This window comes from Acinetobacter sp. ANC 3832 (genome assembly GCF_002135415.1).
GTDB lineage: Bacteria > Pseudomonadota > Gammaproteobacteria > Pseudomonadales > Moraxellaceae > Acinetobacter.
Genome location: NZ_NEGJ01000003.1, coordinates 356,739 through 377,211 on the forward strand (window position 1 = coordinate 356,739; position 20,473 = coordinate 377,211).

General features: G+C 35.8%; 22 protein-coding genes and 1 tRNA gene. 9 read left to right on the top strand and 14 right to left on the bottom strand.

Annotated features, from left to right (window positions below; translation table 11 throughout):
- Positions 1 to 3: 3 nt before the first annotated feature.
- The 3 genes from B9T35_RS06075 to B9T35_RS06085 all read left to right on the top strand — a co-directional run bounded on the left by B9T35_RS06075 (position 4) and on the right by B9T35_RS06085 (position 4,249).
- On the top strand, positions 4 to 783 hold the full coding sequence (locus B9T35_RS06075) for a hypothetical protein (RefSeq protein WP_086190215.1): 780 nt from the start codon (positions 4 to 6) through the stop codon (positions 781 to 783).
- Between the two features lie 249 nt (positions 784 to 1,032).
- Complete coding sequence (locus B9T35_RS06080; protein ID WP_086190216.1) at positions 1,033 to 2,445, top strand: GGDEF domain-containing protein; 1,413 nt, start codon at positions 1,033 to 1,035, stop codon at positions 2,443 to 2,445.
- A gap of 358 nt (positions 2,446 to 2,803) precedes the next feature.
- Positions 2,804 to 4,249 carry a GGDEF domain-containing protein gene (locus tag B9T35_RS06085; protein WP_086190217.1) on the top strand — a complete coding sequence of 482 codons (1,446 nt, stop codon included), beginning with the start codon at positions 2,804 to 2,806 and terminating at the stop codon, positions 4,247 to 4,249.
- A 279-nt stretch (positions 4,250 to 4,528) separates the two neighbouring features.
- Here the strand turns inward: B9T35_RS06085 and B9T35_RS06090 are convergent, their stop codons facing one another.
- Positions 4,529 to 4,711 carry a hypothetical protein gene (locus tag B9T35_RS06090; protein WP_086190218.1) on the bottom strand — a complete coding sequence of 61 codons (183 nt, stop codon included), beginning with the start codon at positions 4,709 to 4,711 and terminating at the stop codon, positions 4,529 to 4,531.
- Positions 4,712 to 4,930: 219 nt separating this feature from the next.
- On the opposite strand from B9T35_RS06090, the gene B9T35_RS06095 reads away from it, so the two are divergent.
- Entirely contained in the window at positions 4,931 to 6,157 is a 1,227-nt protein-coding gene (locus B9T35_RS06095) for a pyridoxal phosphate-dependent aminotransferase (protein ID WP_086190219.1), read from the top strand.
- 70 nt (positions 6,158 to 6,227) lie between these two features.
- Here B9T35_RS06095 and B9T35_RS06100 read toward each other — a convergent pair whose 3' ends face one another.
- Entirely contained in the window at positions 6,228 to 7,061 is an 834-nt protein-coding gene (locus B9T35_RS06100) for a DMT family transporter (RefSeq protein ID WP_086190220.1), read from the bottom strand.
- Positions 7,062 to 7,522: 461 nt separating this feature from the next.
- Here B9T35_RS06100 and B9T35_RS06105 point away from each other — a divergent pair, with 461 nt between their 5' ends.
- From B9T35_RS06105 to B9T35_RS06115, 3 genes are all read left to right on the top strand, one after another.
- Positions 7,523 to 7,768, top strand: coding sequence for a hypothetical protein (locus tag B9T35_RS06105; RefSeq protein WP_086190221.1), 246 nt, complete (start codon positions 7,523 to 7,525; stop codon positions 7,766 to 7,768).
- A 91-nt stretch (positions 7,769 to 7,859) separates the two neighbouring features.
- The gene (locus B9T35_RS06110) at positions 7,860 to 8,297 is read left to right on the top strand and encodes a PaaI family thioesterase (RefSeq protein ID WP_086190222.1); all 438 of its coding nucleotides are present in this window, start codon (positions 7,860 to 7,862) and stop codon (positions 8,295 to 8,297) included.
- A gap of 180 nt (positions 8,298 to 8,477) precedes the next feature.
- A complete protein-coding gene (locus B9T35_RS06115) occupies positions 8,478 to 9,008 on the top strand; it encodes a hypothetical protein (RefSeq protein ID WP_086190223.1) in 531 nt (176 codons plus the stop codon).
- Positions 9,009 to 9,154: 146 nt separating this feature from the next.
- Here B9T35_RS06115 and B9T35_RS06120 read toward each other — a convergent pair whose 3' ends face one another.
- On the bottom strand, positions 9,155 to 9,622 hold the full coding sequence (locus tag B9T35_RS06120) for a hypothetical protein (protein WP_086190224.1): 468 nt from the start codon (positions 9,620 to 9,622) through the stop codon (positions 9,155 to 9,157).
- Between the two features lie 249 nt (positions 9,623 to 9,871).
- Here B9T35_RS06120 and B9T35_RS06125 point away from each other — a divergent pair.
- Positions 9,872 to 9,947, top strand: a tRNA-Asn gene (locus B9T35_RS06125).
- A 208-nt stretch (positions 9,948 to 10,155) separates the two neighbouring features.
- On the opposite strand, the gene B9T35_RS06130 is transcribed toward B9T35_RS06125, so the two are convergent.
- Genes B9T35_RS06130 through lepA form a run of 9 tightly spaced genes read right to left on the bottom strand, consistent with a single transcriptional unit; the run spans position 10,156 to position 17,315 of the window.
- Entirely contained in the window at positions 10,156 to 10,800 is a 645-nt protein-coding gene (locus B9T35_RS06130; protein WP_086190225.1) for a tRNA-(ms[2]io[6]A)-hydroxylase, read from the bottom strand.
- Between the two features lie 14 nt (positions 10,801 to 10,814).
- A complete protein-coding gene (gene pdxJ, locus B9T35_RS06135) occupies positions 10,815 to 11,540 on the bottom strand; it encodes a pyridoxine 5'-phosphate synthase (protein ID WP_086190226.1) in 726 nt (241 codons plus the stop codon).
- A gap of 9 nt (positions 11,541 to 11,549) precedes the next feature.
- Positions 11,550 to 12,278 carry a DNA repair protein RecO gene (gene recO, locus B9T35_RS06140; RefSeq protein WP_086190227.1) on the bottom strand — a complete coding sequence of 243 codons (729 nt, stop codon included), beginning with the start codon at positions 12,276 to 12,278 and terminating at the stop codon, positions 11,550 to 11,552.
- 11 nt (positions 12,279 to 12,289) lie between these two features.
- Entirely contained in the window at positions 12,290 to 12,484 is a 195-nt protein-coding gene (locus B9T35_RS06145; RefSeq protein ID WP_086190228.1) for an NF038104 family lipoprotein, read from the bottom strand.
- A gap of 30 nt (positions 12,485 to 12,514) precedes the next feature.
- Positions 12,515 to 13,543, bottom strand: coding sequence for a GTPase Era (gene era, locus B9T35_RS06150; protein WP_086190229.1), 1,029 nt, complete (start codon positions 13,541 to 13,543; stop codon positions 12,515 to 12,517).
- Between the two features lie 5 nt (positions 13,544 to 13,548).
- Complete coding sequence (gene rnc, locus B9T35_RS06155; RefSeq protein WP_086190230.1) at positions 13,549 to 14,241, bottom strand: ribonuclease III; 693 nt, start codon at positions 14,239 to 14,241, stop codon at positions 13,549 to 13,551.
- Positions 14,213 to 14,587 carry a DUF4845 domain-containing protein gene (locus tag B9T35_RS06160; RefSeq protein ID WP_086190231.1) on the bottom strand — a complete coding sequence of 125 codons (375 nt, stop codon included), beginning with the start codon at positions 14,585 to 14,587 and terminating at the stop codon, positions 14,213 to 14,215. Before B9T35_RS06160 ends, rnc begins: the two co-directional genes overlap by 29 nt.
- 33 nt (positions 14,588 to 14,620) lie before the next feature.
- The gene (lepB, locus tag B9T35_RS06165) at positions 14,621 to 15,475 is read right to left on the bottom strand and encodes a signal peptidase I (protein WP_086190232.1); all 855 of its coding nucleotides are present in this window, start codon (positions 15,473 to 15,475) and stop codon (positions 14,621 to 14,623) included.
- A gap of 22 nt (positions 15,476 to 15,497) precedes the next feature.
- Positions 15,498 to 17,315: a translation elongation factor 4 gene (gene lepA, locus B9T35_RS06170; protein WP_086190233.1), complete on the bottom strand. Its 1,818-nt coding sequence runs from the start codon at positions 17,313 to 17,315 to the stop codon at positions 15,498 to 15,500.
- 610 nt (positions 17,316 to 17,925) lie between these two features.
- Here lepA and B9T35_RS06175 point away from each other — a divergent pair.
- Positions 17,926 to 18,141 (top strand): DUF1090 family protein, encoded by a 216-nt coding sequence (locus B9T35_RS06175; protein ID WP_086190234.1) that lies wholly within the window; start codon positions 17,926 to 17,928, stop codon positions 18,139 to 18,141.
- Positions 18,142 to 18,357: 216 nt separating this feature from the next.
- Here B9T35_RS06175 and B9T35_RS06180 read toward each other — a convergent pair whose 3' ends face one another.
- Positions 18,358 to 18,771: an acyl-CoA thioesterase gene (locus B9T35_RS06180; protein WP_086190327.1), complete on the bottom strand. Its 414-nt coding sequence runs from the start codon at positions 18,769 to 18,771 to the stop codon at positions 18,358 to 18,360.
- 171 nt (positions 18,772 to 18,942) lie between these two features.
- The gene (locus B9T35_RS06185; protein WP_086190235.1) at positions 18,943 to 20,334 is read right to left on the bottom strand and encodes a Do family serine endopeptidase; all 1,392 of its coding nucleotides are present in this window, start codon (positions 20,332 to 20,334) and stop codon (positions 18,943 to 18,945) included.
- Positions 20,335 to 20,473 lie beyond the last annotated feature (139 nt).

The following is a 20,473-nucleotide window of genomic DNA, read 5'->3' on the forward strand; positions in this document are numbered from 1 at the left end:
GCCATGACCTATCACTATCATGATGAAAATATTATTAAAAGCTTGCCAGAAGATACTGTTTTTGTGTTTGGTAGCAATATGGCAGGAACACATCAAGGTGGTGCGGCAAAGACTGCGCTCTTACATTTTGGGGCGATGAAAGGTGCTGGACGTGGATGGTCTGGTCAAAGCTTTGCAATTCCAACCATGAATGAGCATTTGCAACAAATGCCACTCTCACAGATTCAACACTATGTTGATGATTTTAAAATTTATACCAAGAATCATCCTAAGACCAAATATTTTATTACTTCAGTCGGTTGTGGTGTAGCAGGCTATACAGTGGAAGAAATTGCACCAATGTTTAAAGGTATTTCACACAATGTAATTTTCCCAAGTTCATTCCGCCCTTTTGTAGAAAAAACGTTACCGAAGCTCACTCAACAATTGGTCAAAACCTTTATTACAGATGCTGTGATTTTTAGTGATGACCCATCTCAAGCGATTCAAAATTTAGAATTAACAGATGCTGAAAAAAGCTTAGCAACGATTGTAGTCAATACGCCAATGTATCCTGAAGACAGCAATGGGCGTGACCGTACCTTTGAAATTCGTGATATTTTAAATACTTTACATAACAAAATTTTCCAATTCGAAACCAATTCAGAAGGTTCTCTGATCTTTGGTGGTGTCATTTTGGCATTATTAGAATTATATCATTTGAATGAAAATGATTTTATTGATGTGTGGAACGGTGAGAGAGAAATTTCCCCACCTAAAGCCGTTCATAAAGCCAAAAAGTAACAATGCACTGAGTTTCTGAACTGATTTGATATAACTCAGGTACTTATAGTACACTTATTAGACATTTTTAGATTTAGCTATGCTGAGTAAAGCCTAAGGTTGATCATCTAAAAGAGAAATAAAATCTTACCCACTTTAGACATTACCATGTAAGCAACTCGATGATATTAATAAACTACTTATCTAAAACTTTTTACACTCATGCGAAATGTCTAATTTTAATCACTTTAAATAAAATGGTACGAAAGTATGGAGCAATTGGATCTCACCGTATTTGATTTGTCTCCTCTCGCAATGTGGTTACAAGATTTTAGCGGTGTTAAAAAAATATTTGAACAATGGAAAGCTGAAGGTGTTCAAGATCTTAAACAATATTTACTGGAAGATCCTGAACGTTTACAGCCTTGTCTTGCAACCATTCGAACCACTCATATTAATAAAAGTGCTTTAAGGTTATATGAGGCTGAAAATTTAGAAGAAATTATACAAAGTTTTTCTAAATTGCATTTTGAAAAAGTCAGTCAATTTAAAGTTCATTTTTTTGTTGCCTTATGGAACAAAGAGGCAAATTGTACAATTCCTGCGGTCAACTACACTTGTAAAGGTAAGCAAATTGACATTCAGTTACGTGCCAATGTTCTGCCTGGTAATGAAGACAGTTGGGAAAGCTTATTGTTAACGACCGAGGATATTTCTGATTATCAGAATGCACGACGTTTTGCCGAATCTATCTTTACATACAGTCCAACTCCGTTGTGGATTAAAGACTACAGCAAAATAAAGTCTCTTTTTGCAGAACTTCGACAAAATCAGATCAGCAATCTTAAACAACATTTAAAAGATCATCCTGAGTTTCTTCAACAATGTTTTAATGAAATTAAATTTATAGATATTAATCAAGCCTCTTTAAATTTATTTGCAGCTAAAGATAAAACTGATTTTCTGAACAATACCCCTCGAATTTTTTCTATTCATATTCACCAATCATTTGCGGAACAATTGTTGCAACTTTGGGAAGGAAATTATTATCAACAACGGGAATGCACCTATTATTCAACAGATGGGCAAATCATTCATGTGCTTGAACAGTTTAATATTTTCCCACAAAATGAACATGATTGGGGCGTGATTCAGGTTGCTCTCACAGATATTCGAGAGCGTAAAAAACTTGAGAACCATCTTAAATATCTAGGTAAACATGATATTTTAACCAAACTCTATAATCGTACCTTTTATACAGAAGAAATCAGTCGACTTGAAGAGAATTCAATTTATCCAGTATCCTGTATTTATTTAGATATCAATGGATTAAAAACCGTTAATGATACTTATGGGCATGATATTGGTGATCAATTATTAAAACGTATCGGACAAATTTTAAATCAAGCCATTGCAGATACCCTTTACACAGTGTCTCGTATTGGTGGGGATGAGTTTGTCATACTGATGCCAAATGCGGGCAGTCAAAATGTACAGTCAATGCTTGATATTATTCAAAATTTATTGGATCAAGATAACCAACGAAATCAGGATTTATCGATTAGCGTTGCAATGGGTTATTCCACAACTCGTAATAATGAAACCATTGAAGAATTACTCAAACGTGCTGATCAAAAAATGTATAAAAAGAAAAATGAGTATTATCAATTGCGCATGAACTGATCAGATATTTATGATCAAGTTTTTATTTTGATTAAGCGATAGTTTTTTGTATGATCTGATACAGTCAAAATTTTGTATAAGTGTAAATAAATATTAAGATGTAAGAAGTCTATTTGTATTAAATAAAACCAATAATAAAAAATACACTATTTAAATATGTTATTTCACTTTTAACTATATTTAACCATAACTGTTTAAAATAAATTAACAAATCATAAAGACAATGAAGCAAAACTTAAATTAATGTAATTTAAAGATATTTGTATCACATTTTAAATTAAATATAGTTTTTAAATCACAATATTGGTGGTATATTTTGCCTATAAACTTAACCGACTAGAATAATAGGAATACTGAAATGGAAATATTGGAGTCATCTATTTTTGACTTATCACCTATTCCAATGTGGTTAGAAGATTATAGTGAAATAAAAAAACAATTTGATGTATGGAAAGATCAAGGCATTACTGACCTTAAAAAATTCTTACAAGATGATATTTCACGAGTCACAGAATGCGCACATAAAATTAAAATTATAAAAGTAAATAAAAAGACACTCGATGTTTTCGAGGCCAATAATATTAATCATTTGTGTCAAAATTTAAATACGATATTTCAGGGTGATATGTTTCATTCCCACATTTTAGAGCTCGTTTCATTATGGGAAGGAAAAACTGAATTTTCGAGTACGACCATTAACTATACCATTTCAGGTAAACCACTCGATATTAAGTTACGTGGCGTGATATTGCCTGGATCAGAACATACTTTTAAACAAATATTACTGACCACTGAAGATATTACGGATTATCAAAATGCCAGCCGTCTTGAAGAAAAAAATCGACGTTTAGCTGAAGCTCGATTTATTTATTCTCCAACATCATTATGGGTTGAAGATTTTAGTCGTGTGAAAATGCGTATGGATCAATTACGTCACATTGGTATTGAAGATTTTCGGACTTTTTTAGATGTACATGCTGACTTTGTCCATCAATGTGTAGAAGATATTTTATTATTAGATGTGAACCAAGCCACACTTGATTTACTTAAAGCGCCTGATAAAGACACTTTATTTAAAAATTTAAATAAAGTCTTTGCCAAAGAAATGCATCAAACATTTAGAGAACAACTGATTGAATTATGGAATGGTAAAATCCACCATCAACGTGAAGCCATTAATTATGCTTTGGATGGTTCAATGCGGAATGTTCTTCTTCAATTCACAGTATTTCCAGGTTATGAAGAAGATTGGGGCTTAGTCCAAGTTGCACTGACGGATATTACAGCACGTAAAAAAGCAGAAAGTTATTTAGAATATTTAGGTAAGCATGATGTGCTTACTAAACTGTTTAATCGCTCATTCTATACCGAAGAATTAAATCGTTTAGAGCGTGGTATTGTCCGCCCTGTTTCAGCTATTTTTATTGATATGAATGGCCTAAAAGAAATTAATGATACACGTGGGCATGATGTTGGTGATGACTTATTACGTCGTATGGGCAATATTCTCAGTCGTACCGTCAGCCACTCGAACTACACCGCTTCTCGTATTGGAGGTGATGAATTTGTGGTTCTCATGCCCGGAGCGGATGCCCAAACTTTAGACTCAATGATGATGACCATTGAAGAACTTTTAAATATTGATAATCAATATTACTCTTCTCACCCCATTCGTATTGCCATGGGTCATGCCACAACATTTGAGGGTGAAAATGTTGAATGTATGCTTAAACGTGCAGATCAAGTGATGTATCAAAAGAAAAAAGATTACTATGACTATATTATGGAAAAAGCAGAAGGCTAATTATGCTTTAAGAATAAGACTTTCTTAACAACGTATTAGAACAATTTTAAGCTTTAAAATAGGATTTTTAGGGCAAAGCCCTTTAATGTATCTATTCATGAGAAAAATAAAGAGGTGGATCACTCTTATGTAAAATATCTTTGGTGAATTTTTTTGAAAAGATGTAGCAAAACTAAAATAAGTTAAACGCTAAAATACATAATGATAAAGAATGAATAGGTCTAATCAACAGACAAAAAAATAGATGCATGCGCACCTATTTTTTATATCTCAACCTGATTAACGCTTACCAAAAGAGCGTCGTGTACCTCGTGGAGGCATCCAAGTACGATCAGCATATGGCTGTGGTTTTGGACGTAGATCTTCAACATCTTCATCCGCACTTTTTGCATCATTTGCTTGTTTAATCGGAAAAGGTAAATTAACCAAAGGTTTTTTCTTAGGAGAATTTTGGGTGCTCATGTGATTCACTCAACTTAATCTGAGCATATTGTACGTAAATTTTAAATCGAGTGCGAGTTTCATACTGACTAATTTTAATAGAACAATTTAATTGAAACAATAATTTATAATTTTTCGTGTTTTTTTATTAATTTGTTCGCTTATTGGACGACGAAACTCTACATTTTAAGCTAAGATAACCTGCTTTTATTTTTTATCCCTATAAGAAGGAATATTGCCGTGGACGTACGTCTCTCTGATCGTGTCAATGCCATCAAACCGTCCCCTACACTTGCTGTGACAAACAAGGCTGCTGAATTAAAAGCTGCTGGTAAAAATGTCATTGGTTTGGGCGCAGGTGAACCTGATTTTGATACCCCACAACACATCAAAGATGCAGCAATTGCAGCGATTAACAACGGTTTTACTAAATATACAGCTGTTGACGGTACGCCAAGTCTTAAAAAGGCAATTATTGCTAAATTTAAACGCGACAACAATTTAGATTACGCTGCAAATCAAATTTTGGTTTCTTGTGGTGGTAAGCAATCATTCTTTAACTTAGCGCTTGCTTTGTTAAACAAAGGTGATGAAGTCATCATCCCTGCACCTTACTGGGTAAGCTACCCAGATATGGTGATTATTGCTGAAGGCGTCCCTGTTGTTGTGAAATGTGGTGAAGAACAACGTTTCAAAATTACACCTGCACAATTAGAAGCTGCAATCACTGACAAAACTCGTTTAGTGGTATTAAACAGCCCTTCTAACCCAACAGGTATGATCTACACTAAAGCAGAATTAGAAGCTTTAGCGGACGTTCTTCGTAAACATCCAGAAGTATTTGTTGCATCTGATGACATGTATGAACCAATCCGTTGGGATGACGAGTTCTACAACATCGCGACTGTTGCACCTGATCTTTATGACCGCGTTATTGTATTAAATGGTGTATCTAAAGCCTATGCAATGACTGGTTGGCGCATCGGCTATGCAGCGGGTCCTGCTAAATTGATTGGCGCAATGAAAAAAATCCAATCACAATCAACGTCAAACCCAACTTCAATTTCGCAAGTTGCTGCTGAAGCTGCATTGAATGGTCCTCAAGACGTTCTTGAGCCAATGATTGAAGCATTCAAACGTCGTCATGACTTAGTTATGGCTGGCTTAAATGACATCAACGGTATTTCTTGTCTGCCTGCTGATGGTGCATTCTATGCATATGCCAATATCAAACCGTTAATTCGTGCTAAAGGTTTAAAATCTTGCACAGAGTTTTCTGAATGGTTATTGGAAGAAACTGGCGTTGCTGTTGTTCCAGGTGATGCATTCGGTTTAGGCGGTTTCATGCGTATTTCTTATGCAACTGCTGATGAAGTTCTTGTTGATGCACTTGCTCGTATCAAAAAAGCGGCTGATTCAATTGAAGGCGTTGATGCTGCGATTGCTTCAATTACTGCTGAAAAATAATTTTAAAGAATACTTTCTTTAAATTTTTTAAAAACCCGCATTTAATGCGGGTTTTTTTAATAGCATAGATTTAACTACTTTTCTGCTTCACTGAAAAAATCACCAAAGCAATGCCAAACAATACAACAACTGTCGAAAATATGATTCTCAGTCCAATGGGTTCTCCAATAAAGAAAGAACCACCGAGTATTGCTAAGCAAGGAACGCTCAACTGCACTGTACTTGCTGTAATTCGATCTATATGTTTAACAATCGAATACCACAAAACATATGCACCACTTGAGGTTAATCCTCCTGAAATGAGAGCGAGTATGATTCCTTTGGCATTCATTACGACATCTTGCTGAAAGAGAAAACTTGCAATTAAAATGATGGGTACAGCAAGCAAAAAATTGGCGAATGTACTGGATAAAGGATGACTCATCGTTTTACCTGAAATACTATAAGCCGCCCAAGCCAAACCAGAAATTGCCATTATCACACTGTAAAATAAACTTGGTGTACTCGCACCTGGCAGCAACAATATAATAATGCCAAGCAAAGCCACACAAACACCTAACCCACGTTTTAAAGTTAGTTTTTCACCATGAAAAATACCGTAAAAAATCATGGTCAATTGCACTGTACCAAATAATAAAAGTGCCCCCACACCTGCATCAATTTTGATATAAGCATAGGAAAAAGCCAAAATATACACAAAAAGGAATATCGCATTTTTGATATTCCATTCAATTTTGACTCGTTGCGTACTCAATAGCCACAGGATCAATAAAACCATTGCCCCTGAACTGACTCGAATCAAACTAAAACTCATTGGATCAATCAGTCGATCTGACAGTGCTAAACGACAAAGTACAGAGTTTGCAGCAAAAGCGATCATTGCCAGTGAAATTTTGAAGAACATTGCTGAGCATCCATTTTCAACGATATTGCTATTATGATCATAGATATCTGATTTTATTTGAGATATCCAATCCTTATCTCTGATGCTCTAAATCAATAAATTTGTTATCTATTTTTTATTCCCTCTCAGCACTTTTTAAATAAAGCGATGACAGGTCTTTCTTATCAATAAATGCATTGAATCAAGTACCTTGATTTCTCCTCAAAATAAAGAAATAAAGAAATAAAGAAATAAAGAAATAAAGAAATAAAGAAATCGTGAATACCTATATAAAATCTCTAAAAAATATTTTATTTTTACATGCCAACTTAGAAATACTCACGGATTATATGCTGTGTGAGTGGTAGCTTAAATGTATGAATTTCCAACGTTTACAAAAATTAGAAACAATTAAAAAGTAGAATTTTCAACTAAAAAAATTTAGACTGAATACTTACAATGACTTAAATATAATGATGAATATGCGCTACAAAATTATAGATGTTTATCAACAACAAAATTTAAAACGATATATAGCGAAATGTTTAAAACAACAATCACCACAGTTTATTGTTATTGAAAGTGATCGCACCTTATGTAAAGAAATCGATATTATTGATGTGGAACATGGCTCAATGATAACGACATGGGCAACAGGTGAAAAAATTGCGCTTAAAATTTTAAAAAGCTCTGATAGCATCGAGAAAATTTATGAATTAGATACTTAAGATTCACAAGATGATATTGCTATTCTAAGAATTTGGCACTAATTTATCTAATAAGTTCCTTTTTAGAACTAAATATATTGAAGGATTAAAAATGAAACATCCAAAAGAAATGACAGGTCTTGAATTCTTAAAAGCAATGGTGGATGGGCATATTCCTAGAGCCAGTATCAGCGAAACAATTCCTATGGATCTACACCAAATTTCAGAAGGTACTGCAAGCTTTAATGTTAAAGCGGATAAGCGCCACTTGAACCCTCTTGGTGGCGTACACGGTGGTTTTGCTGCCACAGTCTTAGACTCAGTCACAGGCTGTGCGGTACATACACTACTTGAAGCAGGTGTTGGTTATGGAACTATAGACCTGAATATTAAAATGTGTCGCCCTATCCCGCTAGATAAAGAACTTTTAGCAATTGGACAAGTCATTAATATGAGCAAAAATTTGGGTATTTCTGAAGGAAAAATCGTGGATGAAGATGGTAAACTTTATGCACATGCAACTGCGACCTGTATGATCATTAGAAAATAAAACGCAATCCTTCAAACTATTCGGATTCTTTATTCGAATAGTTTACTGAAAAATTATTATTAAGAAAAAATAACAAATACTCCTTATAAAACCAATCAAACGCCTACGCTCGTTACACTCATATCACTCAATATCAAGTACATATAATGAACAAATATATTATTTATTGAGGATTTATATATGACAATTCACATTCTTTTGGCAAGTTGGGATGATTCAACAAAAGCTTATGATTATTTCACAAAACTAACAAATTCTTCTATTGGTAACATTAACCAAGCATCCATTGTTGAACGTCTAAGCGATGGTAAAATTAAAATTCATGATGAAAATAACAGTTCAGATGGCATCAATACTTTAAGCGGCGGAGCGCTTGGCTCACTTTTAGGTATTCTAGGCGGTCCACTAGGCGTACTTCTGGGTTTTTCTACAGATGCTTTAGTCGGTACATTATTCGATGCTGATGACTTTGATGAAACGGATGACAAAGCAGCTGATACATACTTTAAGGATGCACATGCTGTTGTTTATCGTTGGGATTATGACGAAGTTGAAGCTGAAATTGAAGCTTCAGTGGAAGCAATAAAAAAAGCAAATAGACAAGCCAACAAAGTGTTAAAAGAACAGAAAAAAGAAGAAAACAAAGTAAAACGTCAAGAAAAATGGGCTGCTTTTAAAGCAAAACTACCGCACAAAAAATCAGCAAGTTAATTCTTAAATACACTAGAACAATTTCATTACATCAAACTCAATGTTTGATGTAATGAGCTTTTTACATCAGCCTTTTTCTTATGCTTACCTTACTCAAAATAAAGAGTTCGTTCAAAACTGATGCAAAATGCTTAATATCTAGAGATTTAAACAGCCGATTTAAAAGGCAGGATCTGCTGAGCTGAAAAAATCGGCTGATCAGTTCCTTTATAAATACAATAATATTTAAAGACACTGTCTAAAGAAACCACTAAGGATTTTTGCTCTGACTCAGACCACACTTTTGAACGATTTGAACCTGATAAAGCACTGCCTTCAAGTTGATACAGATATAAATCATGATCACGTTGAAGCGATTGCTTAGCCTCTCTATACAATTCTCTAGTCGCATCTTCAAGGAATAATTGACAAGGTGAATTGATCAACCACTTTTCACTAAACCAGAGTTGTAATAAATCACCAAGATGTAATTTAATTTCACCAATAGGCCAAACGTGGATATGAGCATTCTCAACTTCAGTATAATACTGTGCTGAATCAGAGAGGATAGAAAGATAATTTTCTTTATAAAAATCAATATTTGAAAAAACTTCGGGGATAGTAAGCGTATTCATTCGCTGTCTCCTGTTTTAGCCATTTTAGTGCTGGCAAGTTGGTTAAATCCACACTGTTTAAATAAACATTTAAACGTTCTGTTATGGATTTAATCTAGCAAGCAAATTCAACAGATGCAAGACTGAATTTATATTTTTGCTTACTTCTTTACTTTCCGATCAAATAAGAAGCATACGATTGAAAAATGAAGGATTCATGACATTTTTAGCTTGACCACTTTTTAAATCTCCTTATAATCGCATTCAGATTCTCCAATAGCTCAGTCGGTAGAGCGACGGACTGTTAATCCGCAGGTCCCTGGTTCGAGCCCAGGTTGGAGAGCCAAATTATAAAAGCCTATTTTAATGAAATAGGCTTTTTTTATGGACTAAATTTAAAGAAATAAAAATCTAAAATGACCTATGAAATAAAGGTTAATTCAAATTCCATGCAAAATAAAAATTAAATGAATCGACATAAAAAATCCCCTAACATGTAGAGGATTTCAAACTCGCTATTCTTAAATTTCTCATATCAATCGATGTGATACACGTTAAGCTGGTACACCGCTATGAAAACGGAAAGTATTATCTTCTGAAAGAATCAAGTTTTTTTCCACTTCGCGAATATGGTCAATACGTTGTTGAATATCTTCTTCAGAATCTTTCAATTTAGACGTCTTTGCAATATCTCGTGCCAAAGCCAAATAGTCTTCAAAATGTCGTGATTCAGATTTAAGTAAATAACGATAATAACGTCCCAGCTCTTCATCGACAAGCGGTGCAAGCGCATAGAAACGCTCACAAGAGCGTGCTTCAACAAAAGCACCGATCACAAGGACATCTATTAGCGCTTCTGGCTCATAAGTCCGTATTTCTTTACGTAGCACACCTGCATAACGCCCTGCACTTAAGGCCTTCCATTCCTGACCACGTTTGGTCATAAACTCAAGTACCTGTTCATAATGAAGCATTTCTTCACGAACCAGTTGTGCCAATTTGATCTGCAAATCTGTAAAAAAACTATAGCGAAACATCAGGTTCATGGCTGTACCTGCCGCTTTCTTTTCACAATTTGCATGATCTTGCATTAATAATGGGAGATTATTTAAGGCTTCATCCAACCATGCTTGCGGTGTTTCACAACCCAAAAAACCAATCACAGGCTGCATAAGTTCATCATAATTCATATTTGACATTGATCACACTTAAATTAACGAGCGGCTTGAATCGCAGCCTTCATATCCTTCACTGCTTGCTCTAAACCAACGAATACACTTTCTGCAATAATTGAATGTCCAATATTCAATTCATTTATTTGAGGAATCGCAGCAATTGCCGCCACATTTTCCAAATTCAAACCATGCCCCGCATTCACAACCAAACCTTTATTGGCTGCATAAGCTGTACCTTGAACAATTCGCTCTAACTCAGCTAACTGTGCTTCTGCTGTTTCAGCATTGGCATAAGCCCCAGTATGTAATTCAATGGTTGACGCCCCACATTCGAACGCAGCATCAATTTGTGCAAAGTCTGGGTCAATAAACAAAGAAACTTGACTACCTACAGACATTAACGCCTGTGTCGCAGCTTTTACATCTTGAAAATGCCCAACGACATCCAAACCACCTTCAGTCGTAACTTCTTCACGCTTTTCAGGCACAAAACACACAAAGTGAGGCTTAATTTCTTGAGCAAAAGCAACCATTTCATCGGTGACAGCCAATTCTAAATTCATACGTGTTGTTAAAACTGGACGCATACGTCGTACATCATCATCTTGAATATGACGACGGTCTTCACGCAAATGTAAAGTAATCCCTTCCGCACCTGCTTGTTCGCAGAGCAATGCTGCTTTTACAGGATCAGGATAATTTGTACCACGCGCTTGTCTTAAAGTCGCAACATGATCAATATTTACACCCAGCAATGCAGCCATAACATTTTCCTAACTAGATTTATGATTTGACGTGTTCGATTGAGAATTTTGAATCCACAGCTGACGACTTTTTAAAGGTCGATCACCCAATAATGATGTAATCATTTGACGATAAAGCTTGCTGAGTAATTGTAACTGTTCTGTATTAAAATCCCCACCCTTTTCATAATTCAACATACTGAGAATTTGCATACCTTGTAAAGTTGCAGAAGAAGTATGTGAAACAGGGATGAAGCCTTCGTTTAATTGAAATTGATATCTTTGATTCGGTAGAATATTGTGATGTTGCGAATCACAACTAAAATCGATGGCATAACCTAATTCTTCAAGTAAGACATGTTCAAATTGACGCAAAACTTGCTTGAGAAATGCATTCGCTTCAGGATGCTGACCCAAATGCTGTAAATTTTCTAAAGTGGTATGATACTGCTGAAAAGTTTCAGGCATTCCCTCTTCTAAAGGGCATAAACGTAGAATAATTTCATTTAAATAAAAACCTGAAAAAAAAGCATCACCATAAAAGAAAATCGGTTGATTCAAAATTTCCAACTTTGTAAAATTTTTCAGCTCAGATTTACCTGTCGCTTGCAAAGTAATCGGCTGATATTGTGGTGGGGGTGTTTGTCTAAGAATACCGTCCATACGACCATATTCCTCAGTGAACAAATGCACGATATGACTACGTTCACGATATTTTCGATGATGAATTAAATAACCATGCAGGACTTCATTACGCATCTTGCAATCGCTTAATCTTTTTTATCCTTTTTCTGATCATCCTCGTCATCATCACCATCTGGGATGACTGCACCCACGACTGCCGCAGTCCCTTTTACCACACCTTTGGTGGTTTTGTAGGCAACTTTGACAGGAACCGTAACGAGTTTATATACACAGCCTTGCAACATAAAAATGCAGGATAAAACTACGACAACTCTGATCATTACGGTTCTGTCCTTGAATGCAATTAGTAATTAAATATCACTATAACCTAAACTTTTGAGTGCACGCTCATCATCTGACCATCCACCTTTCACTTTCACCCAAAGCGTAAGCATGATTTTTTGTTCGAACATTTTTTCCATGTCCGCACGCGCATCCATACCAATCTTCTTCAGTTTTGCACCTTTTTCACCAATTACAATGGCTTTTTGCCCTTGACGATCAACAAAAATAGTCGCATCAATATAAGTACATGCTGGTTTTGGTCGACCTGTTTTTTCATTCACTGTTGCTTCTTCAGTCTTAAAAGACTCAATTTGCACCGTTAAATCATAAGGCAACTCTTCACCCAACTGACGCATGATTTTTTCACGAATCACTTCAGATGCAAGAAAGCGCTCTGAACGGTCTGTCACTTGATCCATTGAATAAAGTGGTGGTTGAAATGGCAAATATTGCTCAATCACATTACGTAAATGATCTAAATTTGAACCTTGTAATGCTGATACAGGAACAATCTCAGCAAAATTCATTAATTTGGCACGTTCTTGAATTAAAGGCAAAGCTGCATTTTTATTATCAAGCGTATCCAATTTATTAATGACTAGAATCACAGGCATTTCAGCATTTTTAAGCTTTTCCAAAACCAATTCATCGTTTTGAGTCCACTTTTGTGCATCAACTACAAATAAAACCAAATTTACATCACGTAAAGCAGAAGATGCAGCACGGTTCATCATTTTATTGATGGCGCGAACTTCTTTTTTATGCATTCCTGGCGTATCTACGAATACCGCTTGTGATTTCTCACGGCTATCAATACCAATGATTTTATGGCGAGTCGTTTGTGGTTTACGTGAAGTAATTGAAAGCTTTTGACCCAACAAGTGATTCATTAATGTAGATTTACCTACATTTGGGCGTCCAACAATCGCCACAAATCCGCTTTTATAATCGGCAGGAATTGTCATACCTTGTGAACTAAAAAACTGATCTAACAGATCAGTATTCGCTGTTTCAGCAGTTTGATCTGTTTCATTCTGATCATTTTGAATCGACATGAAGGTTATTGCTCCAATAGCTTTAAAAATTCGGCCGCTACCGCTTGTTCAGCGAAACGACGACTTGATCCTTCACCCAGCATTGCTGGCAGACCAGCAACCACACATTCCACTTTGAAATGTTGGTTTGGCGCATCGCCCTGAATATCCACAACCTCGTAAATAGGGAGAGGTTTTTTACGTCCTTGCAGATATTCTTGTAATCGGGATTTAGGATCTTTCAGTTGATCTGTAGGTTCAATATTTTCAAAATAAGGTTCATACCATTTCAGAACAATAGGTTCTAAAATTTTTAAATCATTACAATCAACATAAATTGCACCAATAATCGCTTCAACTGTATCTGCGAGAATGGATTCACGATGATGACCACCTGATTTTAATTCGCCCGTACTTAATATTAAACTATGACTTAGTTTCAAATCGTTTGCAATTTTACCAAGCGCTTCCTGACGAACTAAAGTTGCTCGCATACGCGTTAAGCGACCCTCATTTTCTTGAGGATAAGCGCAGTAAAGATAATTTGCAATGATCATCCCTAACAATGAATCGCCTAGAAACTCTAGGCGCTCATAATTATATTTGTGGCTCACCGATCGGTGTGTCAGTGCCAGATGAAGTAGCTCAGATTTTTTAAACTGATAACCGATGCGACTAGGTAAGCGTGGATCACTTACTTTGAACTGACCTTTGATCAAAACTCTTCTCGAATGTTAGGACTAAATCAATATTCATTAAGAAATTCTTTCTTACTTCATACTTCTTAGTCACTTCTAGACCATCCTTAGTTGATACAGTCGCAATATCTTGAAATTTGATATCACGAATATTGTTCATTTCTAAGTTTTGGCCCATTTTGCTTATAAATGTTGAAGGTGTGATATCTGCAGGGCTGTTTTTAACAAGTTCAGCAATCTGATTGTTTATCACACGATCATCCCAGTAGCTCGGCCATATCGCAACTATTATTTTCACAATAAATGCAAAAGCCACTACCCCTAATAAAATTCCAATATAAGATGTACCTTGTTGATTTTTACGCATTTTTATTATCCAACATAAATCTTAAAATACTGATTAATCAATCGCACCATTACGAGCAAATGAAGGGAAATTCAAACCAGGTTCTTTATGCATCCATACATAAATTGCATGACCCGTTAAATTCTCTTCAGGTACGAAACCCCAAAAGCGACTATCAGCACTTTGATCACGATTATCACCCATAGCAAAGTAATGTCCTTTTGGCACTGTTACTTCCCAGCTTTGACCATTCGATTTTACAAAACGATCATTTGCGGTTGCAACAAAAGGTAGATCCTTTTTACTTTGTGCATAATTAAATGCAGCCACTAAAGTGTTCTGACCTTCAAGTAGACGAATTAAATGCTTATGAGTCCCCATTGTCTCAGTATAATAAATTGATTTCGGTGTATCTAAAATATCTTTCTGACGGCTAAATTCAGTTGGAATTTGCTCGACATTTTGACCATTGATATTCAACTGACCTTTATCATAGATAATATGGTCACCTGGTAAACCAATAATACGTTTGATATAACTGATTTTTGGATTTTCTGGATAACGAAATACAGCAACATCACCACGTTGTGGTTCGCCAATATCTAAAATTTTAGTATTGGTAATTGGTAATCGCACACCATACTGAAACTTATTCACTAAGATATAATCACCCGTTTCTAAGGTTGGAACCATAGAGTCAGATGGAATATTAAATGGTTCAAAGAAGAATGAACGTAAGACTAAAACCACTGCCAAAACAGGCCAAAAATCATAAGCCCATGAGATAATAAAATGCTCATTCCCCTTGCCTTTCGTTTTACGTTGTTTAAACACAAACTGATCAAGCAACCACAAGCCAAAAAAGATTAATGTGGCAGGTACAAGAATTAAATTAAAATCAAAATCCATGGGCTATTATATCCTCAATTTATTATCTATCTACTTTCAAGACAGCTAAGAACGCTTCTTGTGGGATTTCAACACTACCCACTTGCTTCATGCGTTTCTTACCTTCTTTCTGTTTCGATAACAGTTTCTTCTTACGTGAAACGTCACCACCATAACATTTAGCCAATACGTTTTTACGCATTGCTTTTACTGTAGAGCGCGCAATAATTTGAGCACCAATGGCTGCCTGAATGGCAACATCAAACATCTGACGTGGAATCAGATCTTTCATTTTTTCTACCAGTGCAATACCACGATGACGTGCATCATTACGATGACAAATCATTGCCAACGCATCGACTTTCTCACCATTAATTAACACATCAACCTTAACCAAAGATGAACTTTCAAAACGTACAAATCCATAATCAAGTGATGCAAAACCACGTGAACACGATTTCAAACGGTCAAAGAAGTCCATAACCACTTCAGCCATTGGAATTTCAAAAGTCACAGAAACCTGATTGCCTAGGAATTTCATGTCTTTTTGAACACCACGGCGTTCAATACATAAAGTCATGACATTACCTAAGTATTCTTGAGGAACAAGAATATGGCATTCTGCAATTGGCTCACGTAAATCTTCAACAGTTGAACCATCTGGCATTTTAGATGGACTATCGATATAAATCGTTTCACCCGTTTTCATCAACGATTCATAAATGACCGTTGGTGCTGAAGTGATGATGTCTAGATCATATTCACGTTCTAATCGCTCTTGCACAATCTCCATATGGAGCATGCCTAAGAAACCACAACGGAAACCAAAACCTAAAGCATCTGAACTTTCAGGTTCAAAGAACAATGCTGAGTCATTAATTTGCAATTTATGTAATGCTTCACGGAATGGTTCAAAATCACTTGCATCAATCGGGAATAAACCTGCATAAACCTGTGGTTTAACCTTTTTGAAACCAGGTAATATTGCAACATCAGGTGTGGTCGCCAATGTCATGGTATCGCCCACTGGCGCACCAAAAATATCTTTAATCCCTGCAATCACAAAACCAACTTCACCGGCTTCCAACATACCTGTTTCAGTATGTTTAGGGTTAAAAATACCCACAGAAGTAATAATATGCGTTTGACCTGTTGATTTGATGAGCATCTTGTCGCCTTTTTTTACGCGACCATGCTTAATTCGAACCAAAGACACCACGCCTAAATAATTGTCAAACCAAGAGTCAACAATTAAAGCTTGTAAAGGTGCTTCTCGATCACCTTCAGGCGGAGGAATAACACCCACCAAGGTTTCAAGTACACCAGCAACACCCAAGCCTGTTTTTGCAGAACACGTTGGTGCATCGGTCGCTTCAATCCCAATAATTTCTTCAATTTCATGAATAACACGCTCAGGCTCAGCCTGAGGTAAATCAATTTTATTGAGAACTGGGAGGACTTCTAGCCCTTGCTCAATTGCCGTATAGCAATTTGCAACAGACTGAGCTTCAACGCCTTGAGCCGCATCGACAACCAACAATGCACCTTCGCAAGCTGCTAAAGAGCGCGAAACTTCATATGAAAAGTCGACGTGTCCAGGAGTATCAATGAAGTTGAGTTGGTACTCTTGTCCATTCGGATGGGTATAATATAGAGTAACTGAAGTCGCTTTAATGGTAATCCCACGCTCACGTTCCAACTCCATAGAGTCCAGAACTTGAGCTTGCATTTCACGATCTTGCAAACCGCCACAAGTCTGAATAAAACGGTCGGCCAAAGTCGACTTACCGTGATCAATGTGAGCGATAATACTGAAGTTACGTATATTTTTGATATCAACAGATTTTTTAGCTTGCGCCATGGGTTACCTTGAACGATAAATTGCGCTATGTATAAAATTCAAACTACATAGCAAAAGCAGTTTAAGAAATTGGATCGGATTATAGCAGATGGTCTTTTCAAAGTATTCATATTAATGTGGCGTCCTTAAGAAATAATCTTGAAATTCGTATAGATGCTTTTCAAGCGTTAAACACCAATGAAGGTTTTTACATCAACCAAGCCGATTTTCTTTATTCTTTTTTAAATTAAGATGGGATTTCTTATATAAAATCTTTTTACTCCCCTTTCAATGAGAAAAATAAAAATTTATTTATACTTATGTAAGATCTTTAACTCCTCAATTTATTAAAAAAATCCATTTCAGCAAAACTATACAAACCTTCTTAATCTCAACCTTTATCCCAAATATTCAATGCTGTTATTAATCAATAATCTAGCTCCCTAAAAAATAGGATTTAATAGCAATGGTAAAAACAACGTTTCTGCTTATTTTCAAGCCAGATCAGCTTAACTTGAAATCACACTCAATATTAGTTTAGTGATATATTTCACAAAGTTTTACACAAAAGTGATTAAAAAATAACTATTATTCTTAATAATATCTAAAAATAACTCAATTAGGTTTAACCATGATTAAAAAAACACTACTCGCAATCTCTATTGCTTTTATGTCTGTTCATAGCTTTGCTTATGATAATGAAGTTTGTAAAAATCAAAGACAAAGTATCGAAAAGCAAATTGTAGATGCTAAACGTTACAACAACCAACGTCGCTTACAAGGTTTAGAAAAAGCCCTAGACCGTGTCAATAAAGTCTGTTCAAAACAAATGAAAAAATCCGTTTAAACATATTAAATTAAGCAACTAAGACTAAAATTACAAAATAAGTATCAATTTAACATCACCATTTAAAGCGCTTTCTTTCGCTGATCACATTAGGCTTAATTGCAGCATAACCAATAAGACCTTTCATTCTTTTCTATTTAGAAGAGCATGAAAGGTCTTATTTTCAATTTGGGACAATCAAAAACTCCCAAACAAGATACATTCTAGTTTCAGAGTTTATTTGGAAAAATCGAAAGGATTTAAAGTTGAATCAATTGGCTGATAAGCCTGAATAAAAGTGGGCGACATACGTTTTGGGCGACCTGTCGCAATTTCAATACACGCCCATTTTGTACTTCCAGTAAATAGTAGAGCGCTGTCTTTCGCCCGATAAAAGGCATACTGCCGAAAAGAATATAATGCATTAATGTCATAAAACCATGTTCTTAGAATCACCTCATCATCTAACATTGCAGCTTTGCGATATTGCACTTGATGCTCTACCGCAACCATCGCATGCTTTAATTCTATATATTCTTTTAAACCCAAACCTAAAGCTTCGATATGTGCAGTGGCAACATCCTGCATCCATGCTACATAAACTACATTATTCACATGTCCTAAGATATCAATATGCTCAGGCTGAACCATTAATTTTAAATCAAAAAAACATGTACTCACTTATTTTATCCTACGAAAGTTCCTTTTAGTCCTGAACAATCTAACAAAGCATGACAGCGGATGGAATCTTCAGTAATAAAAAACCACTCAAAATGAGTGGTTTTTTATGGTGATTAAGTTTATTCAATCAAACTTTTTCATTTATTGAATCCGAAGACCAATCATCGCATGTTGACCATCACGAATAATGGCAACACGCGCTACAGTATTTTTTTGCAATTCAGATACTGCTTCAACAAAATCATTTGGTGTGTTAATTTTTCTGTTATTAATTTGCGTAATCACATCTCCCGCGATAATACGAGATTCTGCTGCTAAACCGCCACGGGTCACATCTTGAATAAATACACCACCTTTAACACCGATTTTATTTTTTTCTGCTTCAGTTAAACCACGAATCGCAACACCTAATACAGGTCCTTTTTGTGGTTTGGTGGCTGTCGTTGCATCATCTTTTGCAGGTGTATCATCTGGCGCAGTCGTTAACGTTGCTGAAATCACTTTGGCTTTATCATCACGTAAAACTTCAAGCTGAACAGTTTGATTCGGTGTGGTACGGTTCAAATAATTTAATAAATCAGATGTTCTTGAAATAGGCGTGCTGTTATATTTCATAATCACATCCCCAGATCGAAAGCCTGCTTTAGCCGCAGGAGAATCCGGAGCAACTTGCGTAATCAATGAACCTTCCGGTTTTGATAATTTGTAGGCTTCAGCAAGATTACGGTCAATATCCTGTAACATTACGCCTAAATATGAGCGTGTCACTTTCCCATTCTTCTTTAATTGATCAACAACATCCATCGCGACATCAATTGGAATCGAGAATGATAAGCCCATGTATCCACCTGTCCCACTAAAGATACGTGAGTTCACACCAACAACTTGTCCTTGTTGATTAAACAATGGACCACCCGAATTACCTGGGTTTAAAGCAACATCTGTTTGGATAAATGGAACTGATGTTTCACCCATCATATTACGAGATTTTGCACTGACAATTCCTGCAGATGCTGAATAATCAAAACCAAACGGCGAACCAATTGCAAGTACAGGCTGTCCAACTTTAAGCTGATCTACATTCCCTGTGGTTAAAGCAGGATAGTTATTCCCTTCTACTTTCAATAATGCAACATCAGTACGCTCATCACTTCCCACGATTTTTGCATCAATTTCACGGCGATCATTCAACATAATCGTGACTTTAGAGGCATCTTCAACCACATGGTGATTGGTCAGAAGGTAGCCATCCTTACTAATAAAAAATGCACTGCCGTATGCGGTTTTTTCTTGTGGTACTCTTTGTTGTGGAATAATGACTTGATTACCAAAAAAACGTTTCAATATTTCAGGAACTTGTTGCTGAAGAATCTCTTCCTGAGTCATCTTTTTAACAACATTGACACTCACCACCGCAGGGCTGACTTGCTCAACCAGATTAGAAAAATCAACGGGTGCTGATGCCTGCGTTTGCACTGCTGTCATTGTAAAGACCGCAGCGTACATTCCTTTTTGTATAGAGCGACTATTCATGAAATATGAACCCACAAATGATGATTTTACTAAAAATTGTTTGTAACATATTAATCGGCATATTTGCGTAAATATATGTTGCTTTATATCTATAAAACAAAGTCTTACTTAATTTTTTCTTAAATTGTCAAAAAATCAC

Coding starts and splice junctions, on each gene's coding strand:
- B9T35_RS06100 (WP_086190220.1), bottom strand. CDS start 7,061: ATGTTCTTCAAAATTTCACTGGCAATGATCGCTTTTGCTGCAAACTCT.
- B9T35_RS06130 (WP_086190225.1), bottom strand. CDS start 10,800: ATGTCAAATATGAATTATGATGAACTTATGCAGCCTGTGATTGGTTTT.
- recO (WP_086190227.1), bottom strand. CDS start 12,278: ATGCGTAATGAAGTCCTGCATGGTTATTTAATTCATCATCGAAAATAT.
- era (WP_086190229.1), bottom strand. CDS start 13,543: ATGTCGATTCAAAATGATCAGAATGAAACAGATCAAACTGCTGAAACA.
- pdxJ (WP_086190226.1), bottom strand. CDS start 11,540: ATGGCTGCATTGCTGGGTGTAAATATTGATCATGTTGCGACTTTAAGA.
- B9T35_RS06080 (WP_086190216.1), top strand. CDS start 1,033: ATGGAGCAATTGGATCTCACCGTATTTGATTTGTCTCCTCTCGCAATG.
- B9T35_RS06105 (WP_086190221.1), top strand. CDS start 7,523: ATGCGCTACAAAATTATAGATGTTTATCAACAACAAAATTTAAAACGA.
- B9T35_RS06175 (WP_086190234.1), top strand. CDS start 17,926: ATGATTAAAAAAACACTACTCGCAATCTCTATTGCTTTTATGTCTGTT.
- B9T35_RS06110 (WP_086190222.1), top strand. CDS start 7,860: ATGAAACATCCAAAAGAAATGACAGGTCTTGAATTCTTAAAAGCAATG.
- B9T35_RS06075 (WP_086190215.1), top strand. CDS start 4: ATGACCTATCACTATCATGATGAAAATATTATTAAAAGCTTGCCAGAA.
- B9T35_RS06185 (WP_086190235.1), bottom strand. CDS start 20,334: ATGAATAGTCGCTCTATACAAAAAGGAATGTACGCTGCGGTCTTTACA.
- B9T35_RS06115 (WP_086190223.1), top strand. CDS start 8,478: ATGACAATTCACATTCTTTTGGCAAGTTGGGATGATTCAACAAAAGCT.
- lepA (WP_086190233.1), bottom strand. CDS start 17,315: ATGGCGCAAGCTAAAAAATCTGTTGATATCAAAAATATACGTAACTTC.
- B9T35_RS06120 (WP_086190224.1), bottom strand. CDS start 9,622: ATGAATACGCTTACTATCCCCGAAGTTTTTTCAAATATTGATTTTTAT.
- B9T35_RS06180 (WP_086190327.1), bottom strand. CDS start 18,771: ATGGTTCAGCCTGAGCATATTGATATCTTAGGACATGTGAATAATGTA.
- B9T35_RS06145 (WP_086190228.1), bottom strand. CDS start 12,484: ATGATCAGAGTTGTCGTAGTTTTATCCTGCATTTTTATGTTGCAAGGC.
- B9T35_RS06160 (WP_086190231.1), bottom strand. CDS start 14,587: ATGCGTAAAAATCAACAAGGTACATCTTATATTGGAATTTTATTAGGG.
- B9T35_RS06085 (WP_086190217.1), top strand. CDS start 2,804: ATGGAAATATTGGAGTCATCTATTTTTGACTTATCACCTATTCCAATG.
- lepB (WP_086190232.1), bottom strand. CDS start 15,475: ATGGATTTTGATTTTAATTTAATTCTTGTACCTGCCACATTAATCTTT.
- B9T35_RS06090 (WP_086190218.1), bottom strand. CDS start 4,711: ATGAGCACCCAAAATTCTCCTAAGAAAAAACCTTTGGTTAATTTACCT.